The sequence below is a fragment of the Streptomyces sp. NPDC012769 genome (assembly GCF_042901205.1).
Classification (GTDB): domain Bacteria; phylum Actinomycetota; class Actinomycetes; order Streptomycetales; family Streptomycetaceae; genus Streptomyces.
Genome location: NZ_JBIBCP010000005.1, coordinates 252,887 through 275,716, shown reverse-complemented (window position 1 = coordinate 275,716; position 22,830 = coordinate 252,887). Strand labels below are relative to the sequence as shown.

Sequence of the window (22,830 nt, the reverse complement as noted above, 5' to 3'; positions counted from 1 at the left end):
GCCGCGAACCGGCCGCCGTCCTCTTTCGTCTCGGCCCCCACCGACGAAGGTCGCACCCCGCCCCCGCGCCGCGCCCTCCGGCACCCCGCCCCCACGTCCCGCCCGGGCACACGCAGAAGCCCCGTAGGTCATCGACCTACGGGGCTTCCGTCTTGTGCGCGAGGGGGGAGTTGAACCCCCACGCCCTTTCGGGCACTGGAACCTGAATCCAGCGCGTCTGCCTATTCCGCCACCCGCGCATTGGGTGGTCTCCGGGCTCCCTCACCTTTCGGTGCGTTCGCCTGGCGACATCTGAAGATTAGCACGTCGGAGACGGCGGATTCACATCCGTTGTTTCGACCCCTCTCCGACGGTGGAGGAGAGAGGGAAGAGGGAACGGGCGGTGCGGCGAGCGGAACGGAGAGGTGACGCATGGGGCACTCCTGCTCCGGTCCCGGGTGCGGGACACTGTCCACAGGCCGCCTCTACGATCCCTGGGGAGAAGGCCCGCGGAAGGTCTGTGAGAGGTGACACTCGTCCACAGGGCAGAGAAGGGGAACCAGCCGATTTCCCGACGCGTGGATACGATCAGTAAGCAGTACCAGGACGACAACGACGGAGGAGGTGCCCCATGGGAGTCCTGAAGCGGTTCGAGCAGCGACTCGAAGGTCTGGTCAACGGCACCTTCGCCAAGGTCTTCAAGTCCGAGGTCCAGCCCGTCGAGATCGCCGGCGCGCTCCAGCGCGAGTGCGACAACAACGCGACGATCTGGAACCGCGAGCGGACGGTCGTCCCCAACGACTTCATCGTGGAGCTGAGCGCGCCGGACTACGAGCGCCTCAGCCCCTACTCGGGCCAGCTCGGCGACGAGCTCGCCGGCCTGGTCAGGGACTACGCCAAGCAGCAGCGGTACACCTTCATGGGCCCGATCAAGGTCCATCTGGAGAAGGCCGACGACCTCGACACCGGTCTGTACCGGGTGCGCAGCCGTACGCTCGCGTCGAGTACGTCACAGCCGCAGCCCGCCGCCGGCGGCGCCCAGCATCCCGGCCAGGGTCACCAGCAGCCGCCCCGCGGCGGCTACGGCTACCCGCCGGCCGGTGCCCCGCCGATGCCCGCGGCCCCGCCGCCGGGTGCCCCGGCGATGCCCGGTCACCGTCCGACGGCCGCGGCCCGGCCCGGTGGTCCGGCGCCCGTGCCCGGGGCGGCCGGCGGGCAGGTCCGCCGCTGGATCGAGATCAACGGCACCCGTCACCAGATTTCCCGCCCGACCCTGGTCCTCGGCCGCAGCACCGACGCGGACGTGAGGATCGACGATCCCGGCGTCTCGCGCCGGCACTGCGAGATCCGGACCGGAACGCCCTCGACGATCGCGGATCTCGGGTCCACCAACGGCATCGTGGTGGACGGGCAGCACACCACCCGCGCTACGCTCCGCGACGGCTCGCGGATCGTCGTGGGCAGCACCACCATCGTTTACCGGCAAGCCGAAGGGTGAAGCGGGGGCAATGTCAGAGCTGACCCTGACGGTCATGCGGCTGGGTTTCCTGGCCGTTCTGTGGCTGTTCGTCATCGTGGCCGTCCAGGTCATCCGTAGCGACCTGTTCGGCACGCGGGTCACCCAGCGCGGTTCGCGGCGCCAGGAAGCGCGCCCGCAGCAGGGCGGGCGCCAGCCCGCCGCGCCTCCGCAGCAGCGGGGCGGCCAGCAGGCCGCGGGCGGCGGGCGGCAGCGCCGCGGCGCCCCGACCAAGCTCGTCGTCTCCGAGGGCACCCTCACCGGCACGACGGTCGCCCTCCAGGGGCAGACCATCACGCTGGGCCGCGCCCACGACTCGACGATCGTGCTGGACGACGACTACGCCTCCAGCAGGCACGCCAGGATCTACCCGGACCGGGACGGTCAGTGGATCGTCGAGGACCTCGGGTCCACCAACGGCACGTATCTCGACCGGACCCGCCTCACCACCGCCACACCGATTCCGCTGGGCGCGCCGATCCGCATCGGCAAGACCGTCATCGAGCTTCGGAAGTAGTGCTACATCATGAATGAGCGCGAGCGGAGCGAGCGCGCCGGGACGGTCCCCACGACGGGCCGCCCCGAGGACCGCGCGGCGGCCCGGGCAGCGGGCCGGGGCGGGTACGGGCTCCCGACCGGAGGGTGGGCAGTGTGGCTCGAGACCGGCGGCACCCCGAGGCGGCGCCGACAGGGCAGGTGGGCATGAGCTTGTCACTGCGTTTCGCCGCGGGCTCGCACAAGGGCATGATCCGCGAGGGCAACGAGGACTCGGGTTACGCCGGTCCGCGGCTGCTCGCGATCGCCGACGGCATGGGCGGCCAGGCCGCCGGTGAGGTCGCCTCGTCCGAGGTGATCTCCACCCTGGTGACGCTCGACGACGACGTCCCCGGCTCCGACATCCTCACCTCGCTCGGTACGGCGGTGCAGCGCGCCAACGACCAGCTGCGGATGATGGTCGAGGAGGACCCCCAGCTGGAGGGCATGGGCACGACGCTCACCGCCCTGCTGTGGACGGGGCAGCGCCTCGGTCTCGTGCACGTCGGCGACTCGCGGGCGTATCTGCTGCGCGACGGCGTGCTCACCCAGATCACGCAGGACCACACCTGGGTGCAGCGGCTCGTCGACGAGGGCCGGATCACCGAGGAGGAGGCCACCACCCACCCGCAGAGATCGCTCCTCATGCGCGCTCTGGGCAGTGGCGACCATGTCGAGCCCGACCTGTCGATCCGCGAGGTGCGGGCCGGCGACCGCTATCTGGTCTGCTCCGACGGCCTGTCGGGCGTGGTGTCGCACCAGACGCTCGAGGAGACCCTCGCCAGCTACCAGGGGCCGCAGGAGACCGTGCAGGAGCTGATCCAGCTCGCGCTGCGCGGCGGCGGCCCGGACAACATCACGGTGATCGTCGCCGACGTCCTCGACGTCGACGGCGGCGACACCCTCGCCGGCCACCTCAGCGACACCCCGGTGATCGTGGGCGCGGTCGCCGAGAACCAGGCGCAGTTGCACGACGGCGGCGCGATGCACACGCCCGCGGGCCGCGCGGCGGGGCTCGGCCGGCCGGCGCCGCACCAGCAGCCGCCGGCGGGTGGTTTCGGCCCGCCCGGCAGTGGCGACGACCACGGCTACGGCGGGATGCCGCCGCAGGGTTCCTTCGGCGCGTACGCGGAGGACGACTTCGTGAAGCCGCGCACGGGCCGCAAGTGGATCAAGCGCTCCTTCTTCCTCCTGCTGGCGCTCGGCGTGATCGGCGGCGGTCTGTACGGCGGGTACCGCTGGACGCAGACGCAGTACTACGTGGGCACGAAGGACGAGCACGTGGCGCTGTACCGGGGCATCAGCCAGGATCTCGCCTGGCTGAAGCTGTCGGAGGTCGAGGCGGACCATCCCGAGATCGAACTCAAGTACCTGCCGGCGTACCAGCGCAAGCAGGTCGAGGACACGATCGCGGGCGGCAGCCTCGCCAAGGCGCAGACGAAGATCGCCGAGCTGGCGGTGCAGGCGTCGGCCTGCAAGAAGACCGAACAGCGCCAGAAGGCCGCCGCGGACGCGGCGGACAAGGCGAGCACGCCGCCGCCGTCGACGGACGGTTCCGCGGCGCCGAACCCCAAGCCGACCACAGCCGCGCCGTCCCCCGGGCCCACCCTGTCCTCGGAGGAGCAGAAGCTGGCCTCGAACTGCGGCAAGCAGTAAGCAGACCCGTAGGGGGCCTTTCACCACCATGAGCGTTGTCACCAACACGACCACCATCGGCGCCATCGAGGCGCCGAGCCGCCGGAACACCGAGCTGGCGCTGCTGGCGTTCGCCGTCGCCATCCCGGTGTTCGCGTACCTCAACGTCGGTCTGGCGATCGACGGGAAGGTGCCGCCGGGCATGGCGGGATACGGGCTGGGGCTCGGCCTGCTCGCGGGCGTCGCGCACCTCGTGGTGCGCAAGTGGGCGCCGTACGCGGATCCGCTGCTGCTGCCGCTGGCGACGCTGCTGAACGGCATGGGGCTTGTGCTGATCTGGCGTCTTGACCAGTCGCCGCGCATCATCGCCCGGTACAAGACCTTCAGTCCCGACGCCCCGAACCAGATGCTGTACTCGGCGATCGGCATCGCCATGTTCGTGGGTGTGCTGCTGCTCCTGAAGGACCACCGGGTCCTGCAGCGCTACACGTACATCTCGATGGCGGCCGCCCTCGTGCTGCTGCTGCTGCCGCTCGTCCCCGGCCTCGGCACGGATGTCTTCGGCGCCAAGATCTGGATCAACGTCGGTGGTTTCTCGATCCAGCCCGGTGAGTTCGCGAAGCTGGTCCTGGCCGTGTTCTTCTCCGGCTATCTGATGGTGAAACGCGACGCGTTGGCGCTGGCCAGCCGTCGCTTCATGGGGCTGTATCTGCCGCGTGGCCGTGACCTGGGCCCGATCCTGACGATCTGGGCGATCAGCCTGATGATCCTGGTCTTCGAGAACGACCTCGGAACGTCACTGCTGTTCTTCGGCATGTTCGTGATCATGCTGTACGTGGCGACGGAGCGGACCAGCTGGGTCGTCATGGGTCTGCTGATGTCGACCGCGGGCGCCGTGGTGGTCGGTTCCACCGCCGGCCACGTCCAGTCGCGTGTGGCCGCCTGGCTCGATCCCTTCGAGTGCCTGAAGACGGCCCCGGAGCAGTCGAACATGGCGGCCGCCTGCGACCAGATGTCCCAGGTGCTGATGTCCTTCGGTTCCGGCGGCATCCTCGGCACCGGCATGGGCCAGGGCAATTCCGACCTCATCGGCTTCGCCGCGAACTCCGACTTCATCTTCGCCACCGTCGGCGAGGAGCTCGGCCTGACCGGTGTGATGGTCTTCCTGCTGTTCTACGGGCTGATCATCGAGCGCGGTGTGCGCACCGCCCTCGCGGCCCGCGACCCCTTCGGCAAGCTGCTCGCGATGGGCCTGTCGGGCGCGTTCGCGCTGCAGGTCTTCGTCGTCGCCGGCGGTGTGATGGGCCTCATCCCGCTGACCGGTATGACGATGCCGTTCCTCGCCTACGGTGGTTCGTCCGTGATCGCCAACTGGGCGCTGATCGGCGTGCTGATCCGTATCAGCGACACCGCGCGCCGCCCCGCGCCCTCCCCCGCCCCGAACCCCGACGCCGAGATGACGCAGGTGGTCCGTCCGTGAACAAGCCGCTGCGCCGTGTCGCGATCTTCTGCGGCCTGCTGATCTTCGCCCTGCTGGTGCGGGACAACTGGCTCCAGTACGTGCGCGCCGACGAGCTGAACGCCCACCCGAAGAACAAGCGGGTCACGATCGAGCGCTACGCCAGCGAGCGCGGCAACATCATCGTGGACGGCAAGCCGATCACGGGCTCGATCGATTCCCAGGACAACTTCTACAAGTTCAAGCGGACCTACGTGGACGGCCCCATGTGGGCGCCGGTGACGGGTTACGCCTCGCAGGCCTTCGACGCCAGCCAGATCGAGAAGATCGAGGACGGCATCCTCACCGGCAACGACGACCGGCTGTTCTTCGACCGCACGCTGGCGATGTTCACCGGCGAGAAGAAGAAGGGCGGCGACGTCGTCACCACCCTGAGCGGCGCGGCGCAGAAGGCCGCGTTCAAGGGGCTGGGTTCGAAGACGGGCGCGGTCGTCGCGATCGAGCCGTCGACGGGCAAGATCCTCGCGCTGGCCTCGACGCCGTCGTACGACCCGGCGTCCTTCGCGGGCTACCACAACGCGGACGCCAAGGCGTGGCAGGCGCTGGAGAAGGACAAGAACAAGCCGAAGCTGAACCGGGCGCTGCGCGAGATCTACCCGCCCGGCTCCGTGTTCAAGGTGGTCACGGCCGCGGCGGCGCTGGAGAACGGCGCGGTCAAGGACATCAACGCGGCGACGGACACCCCCGAGGGCTGGAAGATCCCGCTGTCCACGGTGCCGATGAAGAACCACTCGGGCGGCTGTGCCAACGCCAGCCTGAACGAAGCGCTGCGGATCTCCTGCAACTCGGTGTTCGCCAAGCTCGGTGACGACGTCGGCCGGGACAAGATGGCCGAGATGGCGGAGAAGTTCGGTTTCAACTCCGAGCAGTTCACGCCGGTCCGCGCCGTCGCCTCGGTCTACGACAAGAAGGCCGACCGCGGTGGCAACGCGCTGTCGTCGATCGGCCAGTTCAACACGGCCACCACGCCGCTGCAGATGGCCATGGTGACGGCGGCGATCGCCAACGACGGCAAGCTGATGAAGCCGTACATGGTCGACAAGCTGGTGGCGCCGAACCTCGACGTCATCAAGCAGAACGAGCCGGAGGAGCTGAGCCGCCCGGTCTCGCCGGAGAACGCGCAGCTGCTCCAGACGATGATGGAGAACGTCGTCGAGAACGGCACCGGCGGCAAGGCCGACCTGGGCATGGACGGCGTGAAGGTCGGCGGCAAGACCGGTACGGCCCAGCACGGCGAGAAGAACGCCAAGCGTCCTTACGCGTGGTTCATCTCCTATGCCAAGACCGACCAGGGTTCCCCGGTCGCGGTGGCCGTGATCGTCGAGGACTCGGAGGGCACGGACCGCGAGGACATCAGCGGTGGTGGCCTGGCGGCCCCGATCGCGAAGGCCGTGATGAAGGCGGTGCTGAAGAGCAGGAGCTGATCTTCCGGAGCGGGATCGCCGCCGGTGTCGCCACCGGTGTCGCCGGTGGTGTCGCCGGTGGTGCCGACGCCGTGATCGTCGGCGTGATCGTCGGCGGGCAGGGCCGGATACCGGTCGGGTATCAGGTGGCGGTCGGCGGACGAAGTGCCTTCCCGCGGCCGGTAGCGTATGCGCGAACAGCACACACCGCCGGACCACACACGGGTGCGGTCGGGACAGACGGAGAGGGCTGGAGAAGCTATGGAAGAGCCGCGTCGCCTCGGCGGCCGGTACGAGCTGGGCTCGGTGCTCGGCCGTGGTGGCATGGCCGAGGTGTACCTCGCGCACGACACCCGGCTCGGCCGCACCGTCGCCGTGAAGACCTTGCGGGCGGACCTCGCCCGTGACCCGTCCTTCCAGGCCCGGTTCCGCCGTGAGGCCCAGTCCGCCGCCTCGCTCAACCACCCGGCGATCGTCGCGGTCTACGACACCGGCGAGGACTACGTCGACGGTGTGTCCATCCCGTACATCGTGATGGAGTACGTCGACGGCTCGACCCTGCGTGAGCTGCTTCACTCCGGGCGCAAGCTGCTGCCCGAGCGCACGCTGGAGATGACCGTCGGCATCCTGCAGGCGCTGGAGTACTCGCACCGCGCCGGCATCGTGCACCGCGACATCAAGCCGGCGAACGTCATGCTGACCCGCACCGGTCAGGTCAAGGTCATGGACTTCGGCATCGCGCGCGCCATGGGCGACGCGGGCATGACCATGACGCAGACCGCCGCGGTGATCGGCACGGCCCAGTACCTGTCTCCCGAGCAGGCCAAGGGCGAGCAGGTCGACGCCCGCTCCGACCTGTACTCCACCGGCTGTCTGCTGTACGAGCTGTTGACGGTCCGGCCGCCGTTCATCGGCGACTCGCCGGTCGCCGTCGCCTACCAGCATGTGCGGGAGGAGCCGCAGCCGCCGAGCGTCTTCGACCCCGAGATCACGCCGGAGATGGACGCGATCGTCCTGAAGGCGCTGGTCAAGGACCCCGACTACCGCTACCAGTCCGCCGACGAGATGCGCGCGGACATCGAGGCGTGCCTGGACGGGCAGCCGGTCGCCGCGACCGCCGCGATGGGTGCGGTCGGGTACGGCGGGGGCTACGGCGGTTATCCGCCGGAGGACCAGCCGACGGCCGCGCTGCGCCAGGCCGACCCGGCGGGCCAGACCACGATGCTGCCGCCGATGAACCCGGACGAGGGCGGCTACGGCTACGACGACCGCCCGGCCCGCCGACGCCAGAAGAAGTCGAACACCTCGACGATCCTGCTGGTCCTCGCGGGCATCCTGGTGCTGGTCGGCGCGATCCTCATCGGCCAGGCGGTGTTCAAGTCCAAGGACAGCACGGACCAGGTGCCGGTGCCGCTGCTCGTCGGCAAGACGCTGAAGGAAGCCGAAGGCCTCGCGCAGAACTCGCAGGTCAAGGTGGCGCAGTCCGGCACCGAGCGCTGTGACCAGCCGAAGGGCGCGATCTGCAGCCAGGTGCCGGTGGCGGACGGCACGGCGAAGATGGACGTCGGCGAGACGATCTCCGTGGTGATCTCCGAGGGTGCCCCGCAGATCGAGGTGCCGGACGTCACGGAGAAGCAGCAGGCGAGTGCCGAGGAGCAGCTGCGCGCCAAGGGCTTCAAGGTCACCGTGAAGTACGAGGAGTCCGACCAGGAGCCGGGCCGGGTGCTGAGCCAGAGCCCCGACGGCGGTTCGAAGGCGGAGAAGAACTCCGAGGTCACGATCACCGTGGCGAAGAAGGAGAAGTCGCGTCTGCCGGACGTCACCGGTCGTTCCTACGACCAGGCGGTCCAGGACCTCAAGCTGCTGGGCTTCGAGAACGTGGCCCGGCAGGACGTGGACTCCGACCAGCCGGCGGGCACGGTCATCGGGCAGAGCCCCAACGGCAACACGGACCAGCCCAAGGACGTGCAGATCGCGCTGAAGGTCTCCAAGGGCCCGCAGCAGACGGCGCAGCCGGTGCCGTTCATCGTCGGCCAGACCCTCGACGAGGCCCGCGCGACGCTCGCCGCCAACGGCTACCAGCTGGGCAGCGTCGACGGTTCCTCCGACGGCGACGCCCGCGTCCGGCAGCAGGACCCGATGCCGGGCACGCCCGGTCAGCCGAACCAGGCGGTCAACGTGAAGACCGAGAAGAGCGGCAACGGCGGCGGCTGGTTCGACTAGAGCCGCACGTCCTCATGGGTAAGCCCCGGCATCCTGGATGCCGGGGCTTACCCATGTCGTCGGGACGGTGGCTGCCGTGCTGGCTACCGCAGCTCGTCCGGCGGGGTGCGGGCGGCGTCGACCTTCTCGGTGCGCTCCAGTTCGCCCCACACGATGTAGCGGTAGTCCGAGGTGTACATCGGGGTGCAGGTCGTCAGGGTGATGTAGCGGCCCGGCCTGGTCTTCCCGGACTCCTTGGGCACGGGCTGGAGGACGTCCACGTTGTACTTGGTGGTCTCCGGGAGGGCCTTGAAGACCTTGTAGACGTACCAGGTGTCCTTGGTCTCGAAGACGATGGGGTCGCCGGTCTGCAGCTTGTGGATGTCGTGGAACTTCGCGCCGTGCCCGTCGCGGTGCGCGGCGAGGGTGAAGTTGCCCTGCTTGTCCTGGGGCAGGGCGGACTTCACGGGCTCGGTGTAGTAGCCGGCGACACCGTTGTTGAGGGTCTCGGAGTCGGTGCCCTTCTTCACCAGCACCTCGTCGCCGCCGAAGGCCGGCACGTGCAGGAAGCCGATGCCGTCCTTGGTGTCGAGCGCGCCGGGGCCGCTGTCGGCCCACTGGTCGCGGACCTGGTCGCCGTCCTTGTCGGCGGCCCGGTCGGCGAGGACGTTGGTCCACCACAGCGAGTAGACGACGAAGAGGCCGAGGACCAGGCCGGCGGTGATGAGGAGTTCACCGAAGACGCTGATGATCCCGGCGATCCGGTTACGCGCACGTGCCACTAGGTCGTCCCGTCGAGGTGTGGGTGGTCTCGGTCGTGGGGGTCAGCCTACGAGCGCGTCCGGCTTTCCCTTGCTGCGCGGGCGTTCCTCGACGAGCTTTCCCCACACGATCATGCGGTACGTGCTCGTGAACTCCGGCGTGCAGGTCGTCAGCGTGATGTAACGGCCGGGTTCCGTGAAGCCGGAGCCCTTCGGTACGGGGTCGATCACGGCGACGTTCGACGGCGAGGTCTGCGGCAGGATGCTGGCCATCTCGTACGTGTAGTAGGCGTCGCGGGTCTCGACGACGATCGGGTCGCCGGGTACGAGGCGGTTGATGTACCGGAACGGTTCGCCGTGGGTGTTGCGGTGTCCGGCGACGGCGAAGTTGCCCTGCTTGTCGGAGGGCATGGCCGTCTTGAGGCTGCCGTCGGCGTAGTGGCCGGCCATGCCCTTGTCGAGGACCTTGTTCTTGTCGATGCCCTCGGCGACGGGGACGACGACGTCCAGCTTCGGGATGTACATGATGGCGAAGCCCTCGCCGGGTTCGAAGGCGCCCGGCTTGCGGTCGTCCTGCGACCAGGAGTTCTCGATCCGCTCCTTGGCCTTGTCGGTCTCCTGGCCGGCGCGGACGTTGGTCCACCACAGCTGGTAGGTGACGAACAGCAGCATGACGACGCCGAAGGTGATGAACAGTTCGCCGACGACACGGCTGAGCACCACGCCGACGCTGTCCTTGGCGGCGCGGGCGGCACGGCGGGCCTCCACGCGGGAGAGCGGCGCGGTCGTCCGCGCGGGCGCGGCCGGCTCGGGGGCGGCGCCGCGGCCCTTGCGCTTGGCGGCGCGACGCCGTTCGGCCCGCCCGGGGCCGGGCAGCGGCGCGGCTGCCTGCTCGACGACGGTCCGCAGCGCCATCGTTCCGTCGTCCGGCTCCTGCGGCTCCGGCTGCGGCGGCTCGGGCTGCGGCTGCTCGTAGGAAGGCGCGTACGGGGCCGTGTACGGCTCCTGGAGGGCTTCGTACGCCTCCTGGGGGGCCTGGGGCGGCTGGGTGCCCTGATAGGCGTCCTGGTAGGCGTCCGGGCCCGGTATCGCCTCGTAGACGGCCGTCTCCGCCTCGTACAGCGGCTGAACGGCCGGCTGCGGTACGGGCTCTGGGGCGGGTATCGGCTGGGGCTCGGGCTCGTCCGGCAGGTTCGTCGCCCGGAACCACGGCGACCCGGCCGTCACGCGACGGCCTTGCCCACCACCGGCGCGAGTCCCGTCGACCGCGCGACCGCTCCCTTGTCGCCGCACTGCTCCAGCCAGTTGGCGAGCATCAGGTGGCCGTGCTCGGTGAGCACCGACTCGGGGTGGAACTGCACGCCCTCGACCGGCAGTTCGCGGTGGCGCAGCCCCATGATGATGCCATCCTCGGTGCGCGCCGTGACCTCGAGCTCGGCCGGCAGGGCGGCGGGCTCGGCGGCCAGCGAGTGGTAGCGGGTGGCGGTGAACGGCGAGGGCAGGCCGGTGAAGACGCCCTTGCCCTCGTGGCTGACGAGGGAGGTCTTGCCGTGCAGCAGCTCCGGCGCCCGGTCGACGACGCCGCCGTAGGCCACGGCCATCGACTGCATGCCGAGGCAGACGCCGAAGACGGGCACCCCGGTGGCGGCGCAGTGGCGCACCATGTCGATGCAGACCCCGGCCTGTTCGGGCGCGCCGGGCCCGGGCGACAGGAGCACCCCGTCGAAGCCGTCCTGGGCGTGGGAGAGCTCCACCTCGTCGTTGCGCAGGACCTCGCACTCGGCGCCGAGCTGGTAGAGGTACTGAACGAGGTTGAAGACGAAGCTGTCGTAGTTGTCGACGACGAGAATTCGCGCGCTCACTGGCCGTCCACCGTCACATCGTTGAACGGAAGCAGGGGCTCCGCCCAAGGGAACACGTACTGGAAGAGGACGTAGACGACCGCGAGGACCAGCACGACCGAGATCAGCGCCCGCACGAGGGCGTTGCCCGGCAGATGCCGCCAGATCCATCCGTACATGACGTCCGCCGCCCCTTCCGTTCGTTACGGCACCAGAGTACGGGTCGCGGGGGCGGTCGCGGGTCAGCTGTCCAAAGCCTGTGGACGACCGGCCGTCACGGGCTGGGTGGCGTCCAGGTGCGCCCAGGCGATCAGCCGGTGGCTGCTGCCCCACTCGGGGTCGCAGGTGGTGAGGGTGAGATAGCGGCCGGGCCCGGTGAGGCCGGAGCGGCGCGGTACGGGGTCGATCACGGCGGTGTCGGTGGGCACCGTGCGGTGGGGCGCGCGGACGATCCGGTAGGTGTACCAGGTCGTGCCGTCGGTGAGGACGACGGCGTCACCCCGGCGCAGGCGGGGGAAGTCCTTGAACGGGTCTCCGTAGGTGCGGCGGTGTCCGGCGACGGCGAAGTTCCCGGTGTCGCCGAGGCGGGCGGTGCCGGCGTAGTGGCCGAGGCCCTTCTTCAGGGTGTCCACCCGGGTGCCTTCGAGGACGGGCCACTCCCAGTCCTCGCCGAGCCGGGGGACGTACATGACGGCGATGCCCCGGCCGTCGGTGTAGGGAGCGGGGGCGGCGGCCGGGGCGCGGGGGGCGCCGGCCGGCTCGACCGGGCGGTCCACCCACTCCCGCTGGAGGCCGGCGAGCTGTCTCGCGGTGGCTTCGTCCGCCCGCACGCCGGTCCAGTGGAGGACGTACACGACGAAGAGGACGATCAGGGCGCCGACGGTGATGCACAGCTCGCTCACGGTCCGGACGAGCAGTCGCAGCGCCACCGGCCCTCCCAGGCAGTCGGCGTCAGCCCACGGGCTTCGCGTGGTGGAGGTCCACTGTGCCCGAGTACCCGGGAAGAGTCACCGCCCGGTGCTCGTCCACTTTCCAGCCGAGGCCGTACGCCTTCACGTAGAGCTGGTAGTTCTGGACGGCGGGGGAGCCGGCGAGGGCCTTGGTCAGCCGGTCGCGGTCACCGACAGCGGTGATCTTGTAGGGCGGAGAGTAGACGCGGCCCTGGAGGATCAGGGTGTTGCCGACGCAGCGCACGGCGCTGGTGGAGATGAGCCGCTGGTCCATGACCCTGATGCCCTGGGCGCCGCCCTGCCACAGGGCGTTGACGACGGCCTGGAGGTCCTGCTGGTGGATGACCAGGTCGTTGGCCTGCGGCTCGGGGTAGCCGGGTGCGGCCTGGGCGTTCGGCGGGGCGTCGTTGAGGGTGACGGTGAGGCCCGGGCCGCGGGCCTCGGTGGTCCCGGCGGCCGCCTCCAGGGCCCGCAGACGCTCGTCCTGGGCCTTGGTGGAGCCGTCGTCGCGGGCGGCGAGGGCGTCGACCTGGCGGCGCAGTGCGGCGGTGGTCTCGTCGAGGCCGGCGTTCTTGTGGCTCCGTTCCTCGATCAGGTCGGAGAGCCTGAGCAGGGAGGCGTCGGTGCGCAGGTTGGTGCCCTTGGCGGTGTTGAAGCTCGTGACGAAGATGAGTCCGGCGAGGGCGAACACGGCAGCGGTGAGCACCCGGACCGGGCGCCACCTGAGGCTTCGGCCCGGCCGTGCGGGAGTGTCGGCGGAATTGCTCAACGTACCCTGATCCCCTTCGGTGCCGCGGAAGCACTACGCTAACGGACGCCCGGGGGACGCAGCGGTCCTCCACGTCACATCCCGGCGCCAGCCACAGTTCCCTGCGCGGTCACGCAGCGCATCGACAGGAGAGTCCCTCGTGCCGAAGTCACGGATCCGCAAGAAGGCCGACTACACGCCGCCGCCCGCCACGAAGCAGGCCGCGTCCATCAAGCTGACCAACCGCAGCTGGGTGGCGCCGGTGATGCTGGCGTTGTTCGCCATCGGGCTGGTGTGGATCGTGGTCTTCTACGTCACCGACGGCACGCTGCCGGTCAAGTCCCTCAGTAACTGGAACATCGTGGTCGGCTTCGGCTTCATCGCCGCCGGCTTCGGTGTCTCCACGCAGTGGAAGTGACCCGTCAAGCTCTGCCCTAAGTTATCCACAGCGTTGTGCACAGCACTGGATAACTTAAGAAGATCTGTGGATAACTCCCGCGAGGTTGACGCCGGTACGACCACGAGATCTGCGGAACGTCCTGACACCGCCCTCCCCTTCTGACGGAAAACACCTGGTCAGAGGGGGAGGGCGCGGTCATGTCCAGACCAGTGTGGCCATACCGCCACGCACTGTGGATAACTCTGGGGAAAGCTTTCCATGGAGCTCGTCCACAGCACCCACCGCTCAGGTGAGCGCAGCGGTGCGGCCCAGCACCATCCCCAGGTCGACCAGGAGCAGCAGGCCGCACACCCCGTACTGCACGAGCGCCCGCCGGGCCCGGGGCGCGTGCACCAGGCCGTACGTGATCACGGCGCCGGCGACGAGGCCGCCGATGTGCGCCTCCCAGGAGACACCCGGCCGGGCGAAGGTGAGCACCAGCGAGATCACCACGAAGAGCAGGACCGGCCGCATGTCGTAGCGCCGGCGCCTGGCCAGCACCGCCCAGGCGCCGATCAGGCCGTAGACGACGCCGGAGGCCCCGAGCGAGGCCTGGTTCGGGGCGTCCACGAGGTAGACCAGCGCGGAGCCGGAGAGCCCGGACAGCAGGCACAGCACGGTGTAACGGACCCGGCCGAGCTCCGGCTCCACGATCCCGCCGATGAGCCACAGACCGAGCATGTTGAAGACGAAGTGCGCGATCTCCTGATGGAGGAACGCCGAGGTGATCAGCCGGTACCACTCGCCGTCCGCGACCCCCACGACCTCGCCGAGCGCCGGGTCGTACGCGTAACCGATCATGACCAGCTCGCTCGCGAACCGCTCTCCGGCCACCTGGACCGCGATGAACAGCGCGAGGTTGATCGCGATCAGGATCTTGGTGACGAACCGGCCGTCCGCCGCCACCCGGCCGCCCGCGAGCGTCCTCGGCTGGTTGGCGTCCGGGGCGTGGCCGGTGCCGGAGCCGTTGCGCACACAGTCCGGGCACTGGAAGCCGACGGACGCGGAGACCATGCAGTCCGGGCAGATCGGCTTCTCGCAGCGGGTGCAGCGGATGCCGGTCTCGACGTCCGGGTGTCGATAGCAGTGCATGAGGGTCCTCCGAGGACGGTCGGCGGGAACGGGTCAGCACGTCGCCCCGCCCTCCTGACGGACGGGCGGGGCGGGAAGGTTCCCGGAACCCTGCGGGTCAGCGGCTCTCGATGACGACGGTCTCGAGGACGACGTCCTCGACCGGGCGCTTGGTGCTCGGGTTGGTCTCCGCGGCGGCGATCGCGTCCACGACCTTCTTGCTCGCCTCGCCGACGACCTCGCCGAAGATCGTGTGCTTGCGGTTGAGCCAGGTCGTCGCGCCGACCGTGATGAAGAACTGCGAGCCGTTGGTGCCGGGGCCGGCGTTGGCCATCGCGAGCAGATACGGCTTGTCGAAGAAGAGCTCGGGATGGAACTCGTCGGCGAACTGGTAGCCCGGGCCGCCGGTGCCGTCCGCCAGCGGGTCACCGCCCTGGATCATGAAGTCCTTGATCACCCGGTGGAAGACCGTGCCGTCGTAGAGCGGCGCCGTGGAGACCTCGCCGGTCGCCGGGTGGGTCCACTCGCGCTCGCCGCGGGCGAGTTCGACGAAGTTCCTGACCGTCTTGGGAGCGTGGAACGGCAGCAGCCGAATCTCGATGTCACCCTGGCTGGTCCTCAGAGTCGCGTACAGCTGCTCGGCCACGATCCGCCCTTCTCACACCTCTGAACCCGGCGCGCTCGCGCCCGTGGTCCGATCCTCGCATGCCCCGGATGCCCGCCCCGCATGCCGGAGCGCGGTCCGACAGGCATGATTCCGAACAGGATGGAAAGGTGAAAAACCGACATCGCCACCGAGGAGGAGGAATCCCGTGACCCGCATGGACAGCGTGCGCGCCGCGACAGGTTCGGCGAAGGAGAGCGTCCTGCACGCCGCGGAAGTGGTGGCGCCGTACGCCGGCACGGCCAAGGACCAGGCCGTTCTCTATGCGCACGAAGCGCGCGTCAAGCTCGCTCCCAAAGTCTCGAAGGCCGCTCGGCAGGCCCGTGTTCAGGCACGTATGCAGTACGACAGCCATGTCGCACCGCGCGTACCACCGCGGGTCGACGATGCCGCGCATCGCGCTGCGGCCGTGACCCGCAAGGCCGCCCGTCAGGCGACCGACTACACCGTTCCGCGTGTCGAGCACGCGGTCGCCGCGACCGGTCCCGTCCTGGAGGAGGCCGGGTCGCGTTCGACTGCCGCCTGGGCCGCGCTGCGCGGTCAGGTGACGCCGAAGGACGTACGGAAGATCGTGAGGATGCACCGGCGTCGGGCCAGGGCCGGACGCCTCGCCAAGGGACTCGCGGTCCTCGGCGTGCTGGCCGGCGGCGCGTTCGCCGCCTGGAAGTGGTGGGACAAGCAGGCCAACCCCGACTGGCTGGTCGAGCCGCCCGCTCCCACCGAGGTGGATGCGTCCCTCGATCCCGAGGTGGCGGCCAAGGAGGCCGAAGCCGGGACGGAGGCTGAGGGCACGGACCGCGACGAAGAACGTCGCTGATCACCGGCCGGTCGACGTACGGACGACTGCTCCGGGGGTACGGGCGTGGGGCGCGGCGGAGGAATCCGCCGCGCCCTACGCGGCCCGGGCGGCCGTCGAGGCCGGAACGGCCGGCGTGGCCGACGTGGCCGACGTGGCCGACGTGGCCGACGTGGCCAGCGCCGCACCCGTCAGGTCGAGCGTGCCGGCCGGGTCCGCGCCGACCGGGGCGTCGGCGCGCAGGTGGCGGACGGACGGGGAGGAGCCGTGCGCCTCGGCGTGGATGCGCTGCTTGATGGTGGGCGGCAGGGCCCGGCCCCGCGCGGTGTGCCACAGGTGCGCCGACCGTTGCGCGGGTACGGAGGCGAGGGCGTGCGCCGGCCTCGTCGTGGGAGCGGTCGCGGGCGTGGCCGCCGGCTCCTCGCCCTGCTGGAGGGCGGTCTGCCGGGCGGCGCTGGCGGGGCTCGCCAGGCCGACGGCGGCGAGAAGGGCGAAGAGGACGGAGACGAAGGCGGTCCAGAACTGCTTGACCTTGGCGGTGGCCATGACCCCTCACTTTCGTGATGTCGAGGTTCGAGACGAGTCGGGCGTTCTCGGATGGTTCATTTCGGATTGCGCGCTTTTCGTACCTTCCTCATGATGAGGAGGAGCGCCCGCGAACCGTGGAGCGACGCCGTCGCCGCGCAGTTCTTCCGATGAACACCACTCGTCCGGCTCAGTGCGTCCCGCTCAGTGCGCCCCGGCCGGTTCGGCGGCCCGCCCGCCCGGCGCGTCCTCCGGTGCGTACGGGGCCAGGGAGCGCTCCGCCCACCGCACCGCCGGCTTCGTGGCGAAGCCCGCCACCACGAAGATCCCGCCGAGGACCAGCCAGCCCGCCACGCCCCAGCCGATCAGCAGCGTGGTGACGAGCAGCGGTCCCAGCGTCCTGGCGATCGGCACGCCCGTGCCGTAGAAGCCCTGGTACTGGCCGATCCGGTCGGCCGGCGCGAGGGTGAAGCCGATCTGCCACGACCCGGCGGAGTGGCGCATCTCGGCGATCACCTGGAGGACGGCGCCGAGGACGAGCACCGCGACCGTCGGCCAGGGCCCGAAACCGGCGGCCGTCACCGCGAACACCGCGCACGAGGCCAGCATCACCAGGCTGGAGCGGCCCACCGCCCGGGTGGCCTCGGCGAGCCCGGTCACCGAGCGCGCGGCCCGCACCTGGAAGAGCATCACCGCGCCGGTGTTGAGGACGAAGAGCGCCGAGACCGTCCAGCCGGGAGCCGCGGTCCGCTCCACGATCCACAGCGGCAGGGCCAGGCTGAGCAGCGGCAGCCGGAGCAGCAGCAGCGCGTTGAGGAGCGTGAGTACCGCGTACGGGCGGTCCCGCAGCACCACGAGCCGCGGCTCGCCGCCGGCCCCGGCCGGGGTGCCCGGCAGCGACGGGAGCCCGCGCAGCACCAGGGCGCAGACGAGGAAGCCCGCCGCGTCGAGGGCGAGGACGGCGAGATAGGCGCCGCGGGTCCCGGCACTGAGGGCGAGGCCACCGAGGGCGGCGCCGACGGCGAGGCCGGCGTTGAGGGTGGCCTGGATCCGGGCCAGCATGCCCACCCGGGCGGCCGGCTCGACCAGGCCGGCGAGCAGGGCCTGACGGGCGGCGGCGAGGCCGCTCTGGGCCGTGGCGTACACGGCGGCGGCGAGCAGGAAGGGCACGAAGGAGCGGATCAGGAGGAAGGACGCGACGGCCGCCGCGGTGGCCAGGGCGAGCAGGACGGCGCTGCCGCGCGGCCCGCGCCGGTCGGCCAGGTGCCCGAGCGGCACCCCGGCCAGCGAGCCGATCCCCCACGCCACGGCGAGCCCGGCCCCGATCTGCGGGGCGGAGAGGCCGACGATCCGGGAGAAGTAGAGCGCCGAGGTCACATAGAAGGCTCCGTCGCCGATCGCGTTGCTGAGCTGGGCCATGAGCAGCGCCCGCTGGGTCCGTGTGGTGCCGCCGGTCTTCTTCGTCTTCGCCATGGACACGACGCTAGGCCCGGGTGGCCCACCACACCTGGTCCGTTTCCGCCCCGGAGGACCGGGCCACTTCCCCACCGGCACGAAAAAGCTCCCCGCCCCGCGTTTCCGCAGGTCAGGGAGCTTCTGTCCGGAGTGGAGCCTAGGGGAGTCGAACCCCTGACATCTGCCATGCAAAGACAGCGCTCTACCAACTGAGCTAAGGCCCCGGAACGACAACAGAGTACCGGGTCACCCCCCGTATTCCGCAAAAGGATTGGGACTCCCCGTGGGAGACCACGCTCCGTAAGATGCTGACCGGGGTTCGCAGTGGCGAACCCAAGGGATGGGGAGAAGTAGTAATGGATACAGCGCAGCAGGAAGCCACGGCCAGAGCCAGAGAGCTTCAGCGCAGTTGGTACGGAGAGCCGTTGGGGGCGCTCTTCCGTCGGCTGATCGACGATCTCGGACTGAACCAGGCCCGGCTCGCGGCCGTGCTCGGTCTGTCGGCACCCATGCTGTCCCAGCTGATGAGCGGCCAGCGGGCCAAGATCGGCAATCCCGCCGTCGTCCAGCGTGTCCAGGCCCTGCAGGAGCTCGCCGGCCAGGTCGCCGACGGCAGCGTCAGCGCCGCCGAGGCCACCGACCGGATGGACGAGATCAAGAAGTCCCAGGGCGGCTCCGTCCTCACCTCCGGCAGCCAGGCCACCACCACCAGCGGCGCGCCCACCGTGCGCCGGGTGGTCCGCGAGATCCAGTCCCTGCTGCGCTCCGTGGCCGCCGCCGGCGACATCATCGAGGCGGCCGACTCGCTCGCGCCCGCGCATCCGGAGCTGGCAGAGTTCCTCCGGGTGTACGGCGCGGGGCGCACCGCGGACGCGGTCGCGCATTACGAGGCGCATCAGAACTGACGCCGGTACGGCATCATCCGAGACGGTACGGGGGGCGGGCGCAGCGCGATGGGTGAGATCTTCGCTGGTCGGTACGAGCTGATCGATCCGATCGGCCGCGGCGGGGTCGGCGCGGTGTGGCGTGCCTGGGACCACCGGCGCCGCCGCTATGTGGCGGCCAAGGTGCTCCAGCAGAGCGACGCCCACACACTGCTGCGCTTCGTCCGCGAGCAGGCGCTCCGGATCGACCACCCGCACGTCCTCGCCCCGGCCAGCTGGGCCGCGGACGACGACAAGGTCCTCTTCACCATGGACCTCGTCGCGGGTGGTTCCCTGGCGCACGTCATCGGGGACTACGGCGCGCTGCCGCCCCGCTTCGTGTGCACCCTGCTCGACCAGCTGCTGTCCGGACTGGCCGCGGTGCACGCGGAGGGGGTCGTGCACCGCGACATCAAGCCGGCCAACATCCTGCTCGAAGTCACCGGCACCGGACGGCCGCACCTGCGGCTGTCCGACTTCGGCATCTCGATGCGCAAGGGCGAGCCCCGGCTCACCGAGACCAACTACGTGGTGGGCACGCCGGGTTATTTCGCGCCCGAGCAACTGATGGGCGCGGAGCCGGACTTCACCGCCGACCTGTTCGCGGTCGGCCTGGTCGCGCTCTATCTGCTCCAGGGCCGCAGGCCCGACTCGCAGGCCCTCGTGGACCACTTCATGATGTACGGCACCCCGAGCGCCCCGCGAGGCATCTCGGAGCCGCTGTGGCAGGTGATCGCCGGACTGCTGCAGCCCGACCCGCAGGCCCGCTTCAAGACGGCCACGGGCGCGCGGAAGGCGCTGAACGCCGCGGCCGAGCTGCTGCCCGAGCCGGGTCCTGGCGAGGAGCGGGTCGAGATCTTCGACCAGATCGGCCCGCTGCCGGCCGGCTTCGGCCCCGACGGCCCCGAGCAGGCGCGGCCCGGCTCGTCCGGCGCACAGCCCCCGCAGAACCAGCAGGACCGGCAGGACGCGCCGCAGCAGCCGAACCCGTCCGAGACCGGCAGCTTCCACCTGCCGCCGCCGCCGAGGACGCCCACCCGGCCGGTGGCCGTCCCGCCCGCCCCGGCCTACGGACCGGCCCCGTCGCAGCTCGCCTCCCCGGCCGGGACTCCCCAAGCCGGGACCCCCGTCACGTCCCCCGCACAGCCACCGGCGCATACCCCCGCCTCCTTCGCCCAGGCCCCCACGGCCGCGGTGCCGTACGAGCAGGTCTCCCCTCCTGCATACACCGCTCGGGCCGCATCGGTTCCCGCACGCCGGCCGGGACCGCCCGCGAAGGTGGCGGTCCCGGTGCTGGTGGTCGCGCTCGTCTGCTACGCCGTGGGGATCTGGGCGCTCATCCAGGCGTAGGCCCCGCACCCGCCGCGCGCCGGGCCAGCAGCCACCAGGCGCCCAGCCCGAGGAGAAGGACCGTACCGGCACCGATCCCGGCCACGCCGACGACCTGGAGCGTGCCGCTCCTGGCCGCCTGGGGGCCGCTGTGCCCGCTGGCCGCCGCGTCCCGGTCGTCGTCGGTCACCGCGAAGGGCCCGGGATCGCCGTCGTACTCCGGTCCGGGCTTGGGCTGCCCGGTGACGTTCACCCGCAAGGTCAGCGGCAGCGGCTTGTCCCCGTACGCCTTGGCGATCTCGGGGCTGAGCGTGGCCGACAGGTAGTACCAGCCGGCGAACCGCCTGCCGCTGGTGCCGTCGTTCGAGGCGAAGCGGTTCTCGAAGGCCACCGGCCGTTCCGGGTCGAGCGCCAGGGTCGACGGATCGCCGTCGTAGGTGAGGTCCTGGCTGTCGACGAAACCGCGGGCCGGGTTCAGCAGGGACAGCGTGAGCGCGCTGCTGACGTAGGTGTCGGCGACGGGGCTGCTGCCCAGCTCGGCGGTGGCGAAGATCTGCTGGCCCCAGTCGACCGGGACCCGGTAGTAGATCGTCTGGCCGGGCCTGATGTCGGTGCGCCACTCACCCTGCCGCAGCGAGGTCGCGTCGTGGAACCCGCCGCCTCCGTCGCGCCGCTGCGGTCCGCCCGCGGGCGGCTGGGGCGTGCCCGAGGCCCAGCTCTCGGGCAGCGCCGTCGGGCCCGTCTTCTTCACGCCCGGCTCGGTCAGATAGAGGATCTCCAGCTCCCAGTCCGCGCTGTCGGACTGGGAGGTGCGCTCCACGAGGACGTAGTAGGCGCCGACCTGCTGGCAGCTGGAGGACTCCGGCTCGATCGTGCGGTGGGTGTACGCGGCGATCGGCCGGGCGTGGCCGGAGCTGCCGAAGCTCACCGTCTGATAGCCGCAGTCGGTCCCGGAGCCGTCCTGCATGCTCACCTTGAGACCGTCGCTGTACCCGGCCTTGGCGCCCGCCTTGGGGACCGCCACGACCGAGACGTACGCGTTCTGCTTCGCGTCGAGGTCGACGCGGTAGTAGAGCTTGCCGCTCTTCCGGATGGTGTCGCGGTAGCTCTGGCCGGCCTTCAGGCGCTCGGCGTCCAGGTTGGAGACGGCACCCTTCACCCGCTGGGCACCGCCGTCGAAGGCGTAACCACCGTCCTCACCGGCCGCCCACGCGCCGCCCGGCAGCGCGAGCGCCGCGCACACCGCCGCGGCCAGCACCCCCGCCGTACGACCGGTGGATCCCCGTTGCCTCTTCACGCGCTTCTCCTCGTCGTGTCCGTGCGCGCCCATCCTGCCCGCTTGCCTGACCGTGACCCTACAAATTTGCGGGAGCAAGCAATCCATTAGCGACCGCGAACAGAGTGAGGCCCCGACCGCTCACCGCGGCCGGGGCCTCACTCACTGACGCTCTTCGTCTCACACACCCGAACCTGCGGGCACGGAGTCGGTCGCCTCCGTCCACAGATCCTGCTCGGCGCGATCCGCCTGGATCTGGCGGTACACGAGGAGCCCGCCGATGGCGGCCAGTGCGACCAGGAGAAGCTTCTTCACCGCGCGACCTCGTCTTTCGTTGACGTAGGAGACTTCTGACGCCCACTCTACACACCGGCCGATACCGATCGGTGACCTAGGCCGACAACGCGTCCCCCAAAGCAATCGGCCCGGACGGGTGAACCGTCCGGGCCGATCTTCGATGTGGGGCTAACAGGATTTGAACCTGTGGCCTCATCCTTATCAGGTCGATCATGGGGGCTCTGGGATGTCGCTCAACGCGCTCCGCGCGTCGTCTGGCCTGCCGCTGATGTTCGGCGTCGATCGGCGAGATTCGCGCTCGTTGGTGTCAGCCACTGATGTCATCGCCGGACTGGAGCCTTGACAGGCGACGGGCCCGCTAGGACGCGGGGGTCTCTTCCATCCAATTGTGGACGACGGTCCGATAGCTGTCGGTGACCTCGTACTTTGCCGGACCGCCTCCGGTGCATCCGTCCATGAAATCTGCCTGCGAGCCGTCGCCGCCAAAGGCGTCGGGTACGTCTCGCTCCAGGGCGGTTAGCACTGACGCACATACCATCATGGCGTCGGCATAGTTGCCTTCGTCCTCGGCGATGACGCGCCCAAAGATGTATGCATCCTCGTGGGACAGCTCATGCGGGAAGCCAGGGCCAAAGACCAAGTCTTTGAGGAACCCCAGAGCGAACCAGCCGCCGACGAGCAGCACGACCAGGATGAGCCATGCCAGCAACTTGGACTCCGTTGCCTTTGCCATGATCGCTCGTCTCCCACTCCCGAGGTCGCAGGCAGTGATAGATCATCATCTAGTCACTCGCCCCCTGCCGAGGCGGATCGTAGCGTCTCAAGCGGTGGCTGATTCGTCATACGGAACTAGCGGGAGAACGTCGCTCCTGAGGTCGAACAAGCGGCTTCAATCTGGTGTCACGGGATTCAGGCCCACCGGCCTACTAGGACTGCCGAGTCCTGCCCGGTCGGCTCGTGCGCTCGC

Annotated in this window: 23 protein-coding genes and 2 tRNA genes; 10 read left to right on the top strand and 15 right to left on the bottom strand. The window is 70.2% G+C overall.

What is annotated here, in order from left to right; translation table 11 throughout:
* Positions 1-155: 155 nt before the first annotated feature.
* Positions 156-239 (bottom strand) — tRNA-Leu (locus ACFY7C_RS26465).
* 371 nt (positions 240-610) lie between these two features.
* Between ACFY7C_RS26465 and ACFY7C_RS26460 the strand changes: the two genes are divergently transcribed.
* From ACFY7C_RS26460 to pknB, 6 genes are all read left to right on the top strand, one after another.
* The gene (locus ACFY7C_RS26460; RefSeq protein ID WP_389654951.1) at positions 611-1,477 is read left to right on the top strand and encodes an FhaA domain-containing protein; all 867 of its coding nucleotides are present in this window, start codon (positions 611-613) and stop codon (positions 1,475-1,477) included.
* A 10-nt stretch (positions 1,478-1,487) separates the two neighbouring features.
* Positions 1,488-2,012: an FHA domain-containing protein gene (locus ACFY7C_RS26455; protein ID WP_356694588.1), complete on the top strand. Its 525-nt coding sequence runs from the start codon at positions 1,488-1,490 to the stop codon at positions 2,010-2,012.
* A gap of 185 nt (positions 2,013-2,197) precedes the next feature.
* On the top strand, positions 2,198-3,685 hold the full coding sequence (locus tag ACFY7C_RS26450; RefSeq protein WP_389654948.1) for a Stp1/IreP family PP2C-type Ser/Thr phosphatase: 1,488 nt from the start codon (positions 2,198-2,200) through the stop codon (positions 3,683-3,685).
* Positions 3,686-3,713: 28 nt separating this feature from the next.
* The gene (locus ACFY7C_RS26445; RefSeq protein ID WP_389654946.1) at positions 3,714-5,144 is read left to right on the top strand and encodes an FtsW/RodA/SpoVE family cell cycle protein; all 1,431 of its coding nucleotides are present in this window, start codon (positions 3,714-3,716) and stop codon (positions 5,142-5,144) included.
* On the top strand, positions 5,141-6,607 hold the full coding sequence (locus ACFY7C_RS26440) for a peptidoglycan D,D-transpeptidase FtsI family protein (protein ID WP_389654944.1): 1,467 nt from the start codon (positions 5,141-5,143) through the stop codon (positions 6,605-6,607). Before ACFY7C_RS26445 ends, ACFY7C_RS26440 begins: the two co-directional genes overlap by 4 nt.
* Before the next feature lie 240 nt (positions 6,608-6,847).
* On the top strand, positions 6,848-8,809 hold the full coding sequence (pknB, locus tag ACFY7C_RS26435; protein WP_389654942.1) for a Stk1 family PASTA domain-containing Ser/Thr kinase: 1,962 nt from the start codon (positions 6,848-6,850) through the stop codon (positions 8,807-8,809).
* A gap of 83 nt (positions 8,810-8,892) precedes the next feature.
* Here pknB and ACFY7C_RS26430 read toward each other — a convergent pair whose 3' ends face one another.
* The 6 genes from ACFY7C_RS26430 to ACFY7C_RS26405 all read right to left on the bottom strand — a co-directional run bounded on the left by ACFY7C_RS26430 (position 8,893) and on the right by ACFY7C_RS26405 (position 13,109).
* A complete protein-coding gene (locus tag ACFY7C_RS26430; protein ID WP_389654940.1) occupies positions 8,893-9,570 on the bottom strand; it encodes a class E sortase in 678 nt (225 codons plus the stop codon).
* A gap of 42 nt (positions 9,571-9,612) precedes the next feature.
* The gene (locus ACFY7C_RS26425) at positions 9,613-10,776 is read right to left on the bottom strand and encodes a class E sortase (RefSeq protein ID WP_389654939.1); all 1,164 of its coding nucleotides are present in this window, start codon (positions 10,774-10,776) and stop codon (positions 9,613-9,615) included.
* Complete coding sequence (locus ACFY7C_RS26420; protein WP_389654937.1) at positions 10,773-11,411, bottom strand: aminodeoxychorismate/anthranilate synthase component II; 639 nt, start codon at positions 11,409-11,411, stop codon at positions 10,773-10,775. The genes ACFY7C_RS26425 and ACFY7C_RS26420 overlap by 4 nt, the downstream gene beginning before the upstream one ends.
* Entirely contained in the window at positions 11,408-11,569 is a 162-nt protein-coding gene (locus tag ACFY7C_RS26415; protein ID WP_345486919.1) for a hypothetical protein, read from the bottom strand. The genes ACFY7C_RS26420 and ACFY7C_RS26415 overlap by 4 nt, the downstream gene beginning before the upstream one ends.
* 63 nt (positions 11,570-11,632) lie before the next feature.
* The gene (locus tag ACFY7C_RS26410; RefSeq protein WP_389654935.1) at positions 11,633-12,319 is read right to left on the bottom strand and encodes a class E sortase; all 687 of its coding nucleotides are present in this window, start codon (positions 12,317-12,319) and stop codon (positions 11,633-11,635) included.
* Positions 12,320-12,341: 22 nt separating this feature from the next.
* Positions 12,342-13,109 (bottom strand): DUF881 domain-containing protein, encoded by a 768-nt coding sequence (locus ACFY7C_RS26405; protein ID WP_389654933.1) that lies wholly within the window; start codon positions 13,107-13,109, stop codon positions 12,342-12,344.
* Between the two features lie 139 nt (positions 13,110-13,248).
* Between ACFY7C_RS26405 and crgA the strand changes: the two genes are divergently transcribed.
* A complete protein-coding gene (gene crgA / locus ACFY7C_RS26400; protein ID WP_389654931.1) occupies positions 13,249-13,506 on the top strand; it encodes a cell division protein CrgA in 258 nt (85 codons plus the stop codon).
* A 267-nt stretch (positions 13,507-13,773) separates the two neighbouring features.
* Here the strand turns inward: crgA and ACFY7C_RS26395 are convergent, their stop codons facing one another.
* Both ACFY7C_RS26395 and ACFY7C_RS26390 read right to left on the bottom strand, forming a co-directional pair.
* A complete protein-coding gene (locus ACFY7C_RS26395; protein ID WP_389654929.1) occupies positions 13,774-14,619 on the bottom strand; it encodes a rhomboid family intramembrane serine protease in 846 nt (281 codons plus the stop codon).
* A gap of 97 nt (positions 14,620-14,716) precedes the next feature.
* Positions 14,717-15,244: a peptidylprolyl isomerase gene (locus ACFY7C_RS26390; protein WP_389654927.1), complete on the bottom strand. Its 528-nt coding sequence runs from the start codon at positions 15,242-15,244 to the stop codon at positions 14,717-14,719.
* Between the two features lie 166 nt (positions 15,245-15,410).
* On the opposite strand from ACFY7C_RS26390, the gene ACFY7C_RS26385 reads away from it, so the two are divergent.
* A complete protein-coding gene (locus ACFY7C_RS26385) occupies positions 15,411-16,079 on the top strand; it encodes a DUF5324 family protein (RefSeq protein ID WP_389654925.1) in 669 nt (222 codons plus the stop codon).
* Positions 16,080-16,154: 75 nt separating this feature from the next.
* Here ACFY7C_RS26385 and ACFY7C_RS26380 read toward each other — a convergent pair whose 3' ends face one another.
* From ACFY7C_RS26380 to ACFY7C_RS26370, 3 genes are all read right to left on the bottom strand, one after another.
* A complete protein-coding gene (locus ACFY7C_RS26380) occupies positions 16,155-16,604 on the bottom strand; it encodes a DUF6344 domain-containing protein (protein WP_389654923.1) in 450 nt (149 codons plus the stop codon).
* 183 nt (positions 16,605-16,787) lie between these two features.
* A complete protein-coding gene (locus ACFY7C_RS26375; RefSeq protein ID WP_389654921.1) occupies positions 16,788-18,056 on the bottom strand; it encodes an MFS transporter in 1,269 nt (422 codons plus the stop codon).
* A 133-nt stretch (positions 18,057-18,189) separates the two neighbouring features.
* Positions 18,190-18,262, bottom strand: a tRNA-Ala gene (locus tag ACFY7C_RS26370).
* A gap of 132 nt (positions 18,263-18,394) precedes the next feature.
* On the opposite strand from ACFY7C_RS26370, the gene ACFY7C_RS26365 reads away from it, so the two are divergent.
* Both ACFY7C_RS26365 and ACFY7C_RS26360 read left to right on the top strand, forming a co-directional pair.
* Positions 18,395-18,943, top strand: coding sequence for a helix-turn-helix domain-containing protein (locus ACFY7C_RS26365; RefSeq protein WP_389654919.1), 549 nt, complete (start codon positions 18,395-18,397; stop codon positions 18,941-18,943).
* A gap of 48 nt (positions 18,944-18,991) precedes the next feature.
* The gene (locus ACFY7C_RS26360; RefSeq protein ID WP_389654917.1) at positions 18,992-20,311 is read left to right on the top strand and encodes a protein kinase; all 1,320 of its coding nucleotides are present in this window, start codon (positions 18,992-18,994) and stop codon (positions 20,309-20,311) included.
* Here the strand turns inward: ACFY7C_RS26360 and ACFY7C_RS26355 are convergent.
* From ACFY7C_RS26355 to ACFY7C_RS26345, 3 genes are all read right to left on the bottom strand, one after another.
* Positions 20,298-21,587 (bottom strand): hypothetical protein, encoded by a 1,290-nt coding sequence (locus tag ACFY7C_RS26355; RefSeq protein ID WP_389654915.1) that lies wholly within the window; start codon positions 21,585-21,587, stop codon positions 20,298-20,300. The genes ACFY7C_RS26360 and ACFY7C_RS26355 overlap by 14 nt on opposite strands.
* A gap of 159 nt (positions 21,588-21,746) precedes the next feature.
* Entirely contained in the window at positions 21,747-21,881 is a 135-nt protein-coding gene (locus tag ACFY7C_RS26350) for a DLW-39 family protein (RefSeq protein WP_003958712.1), read from the bottom strand.
* 340 nt (positions 21,882-22,221) lie between these two features.
* Positions 22,222-22,596 (bottom strand): hypothetical protein, encoded by a 375-nt coding sequence (locus tag ACFY7C_RS26345; protein ID WP_389654913.1) that lies wholly within the window; start codon positions 22,594-22,596, stop codon positions 22,222-22,224.
* Positions 22,597-22,830 lie beyond the last annotated feature (234 nt).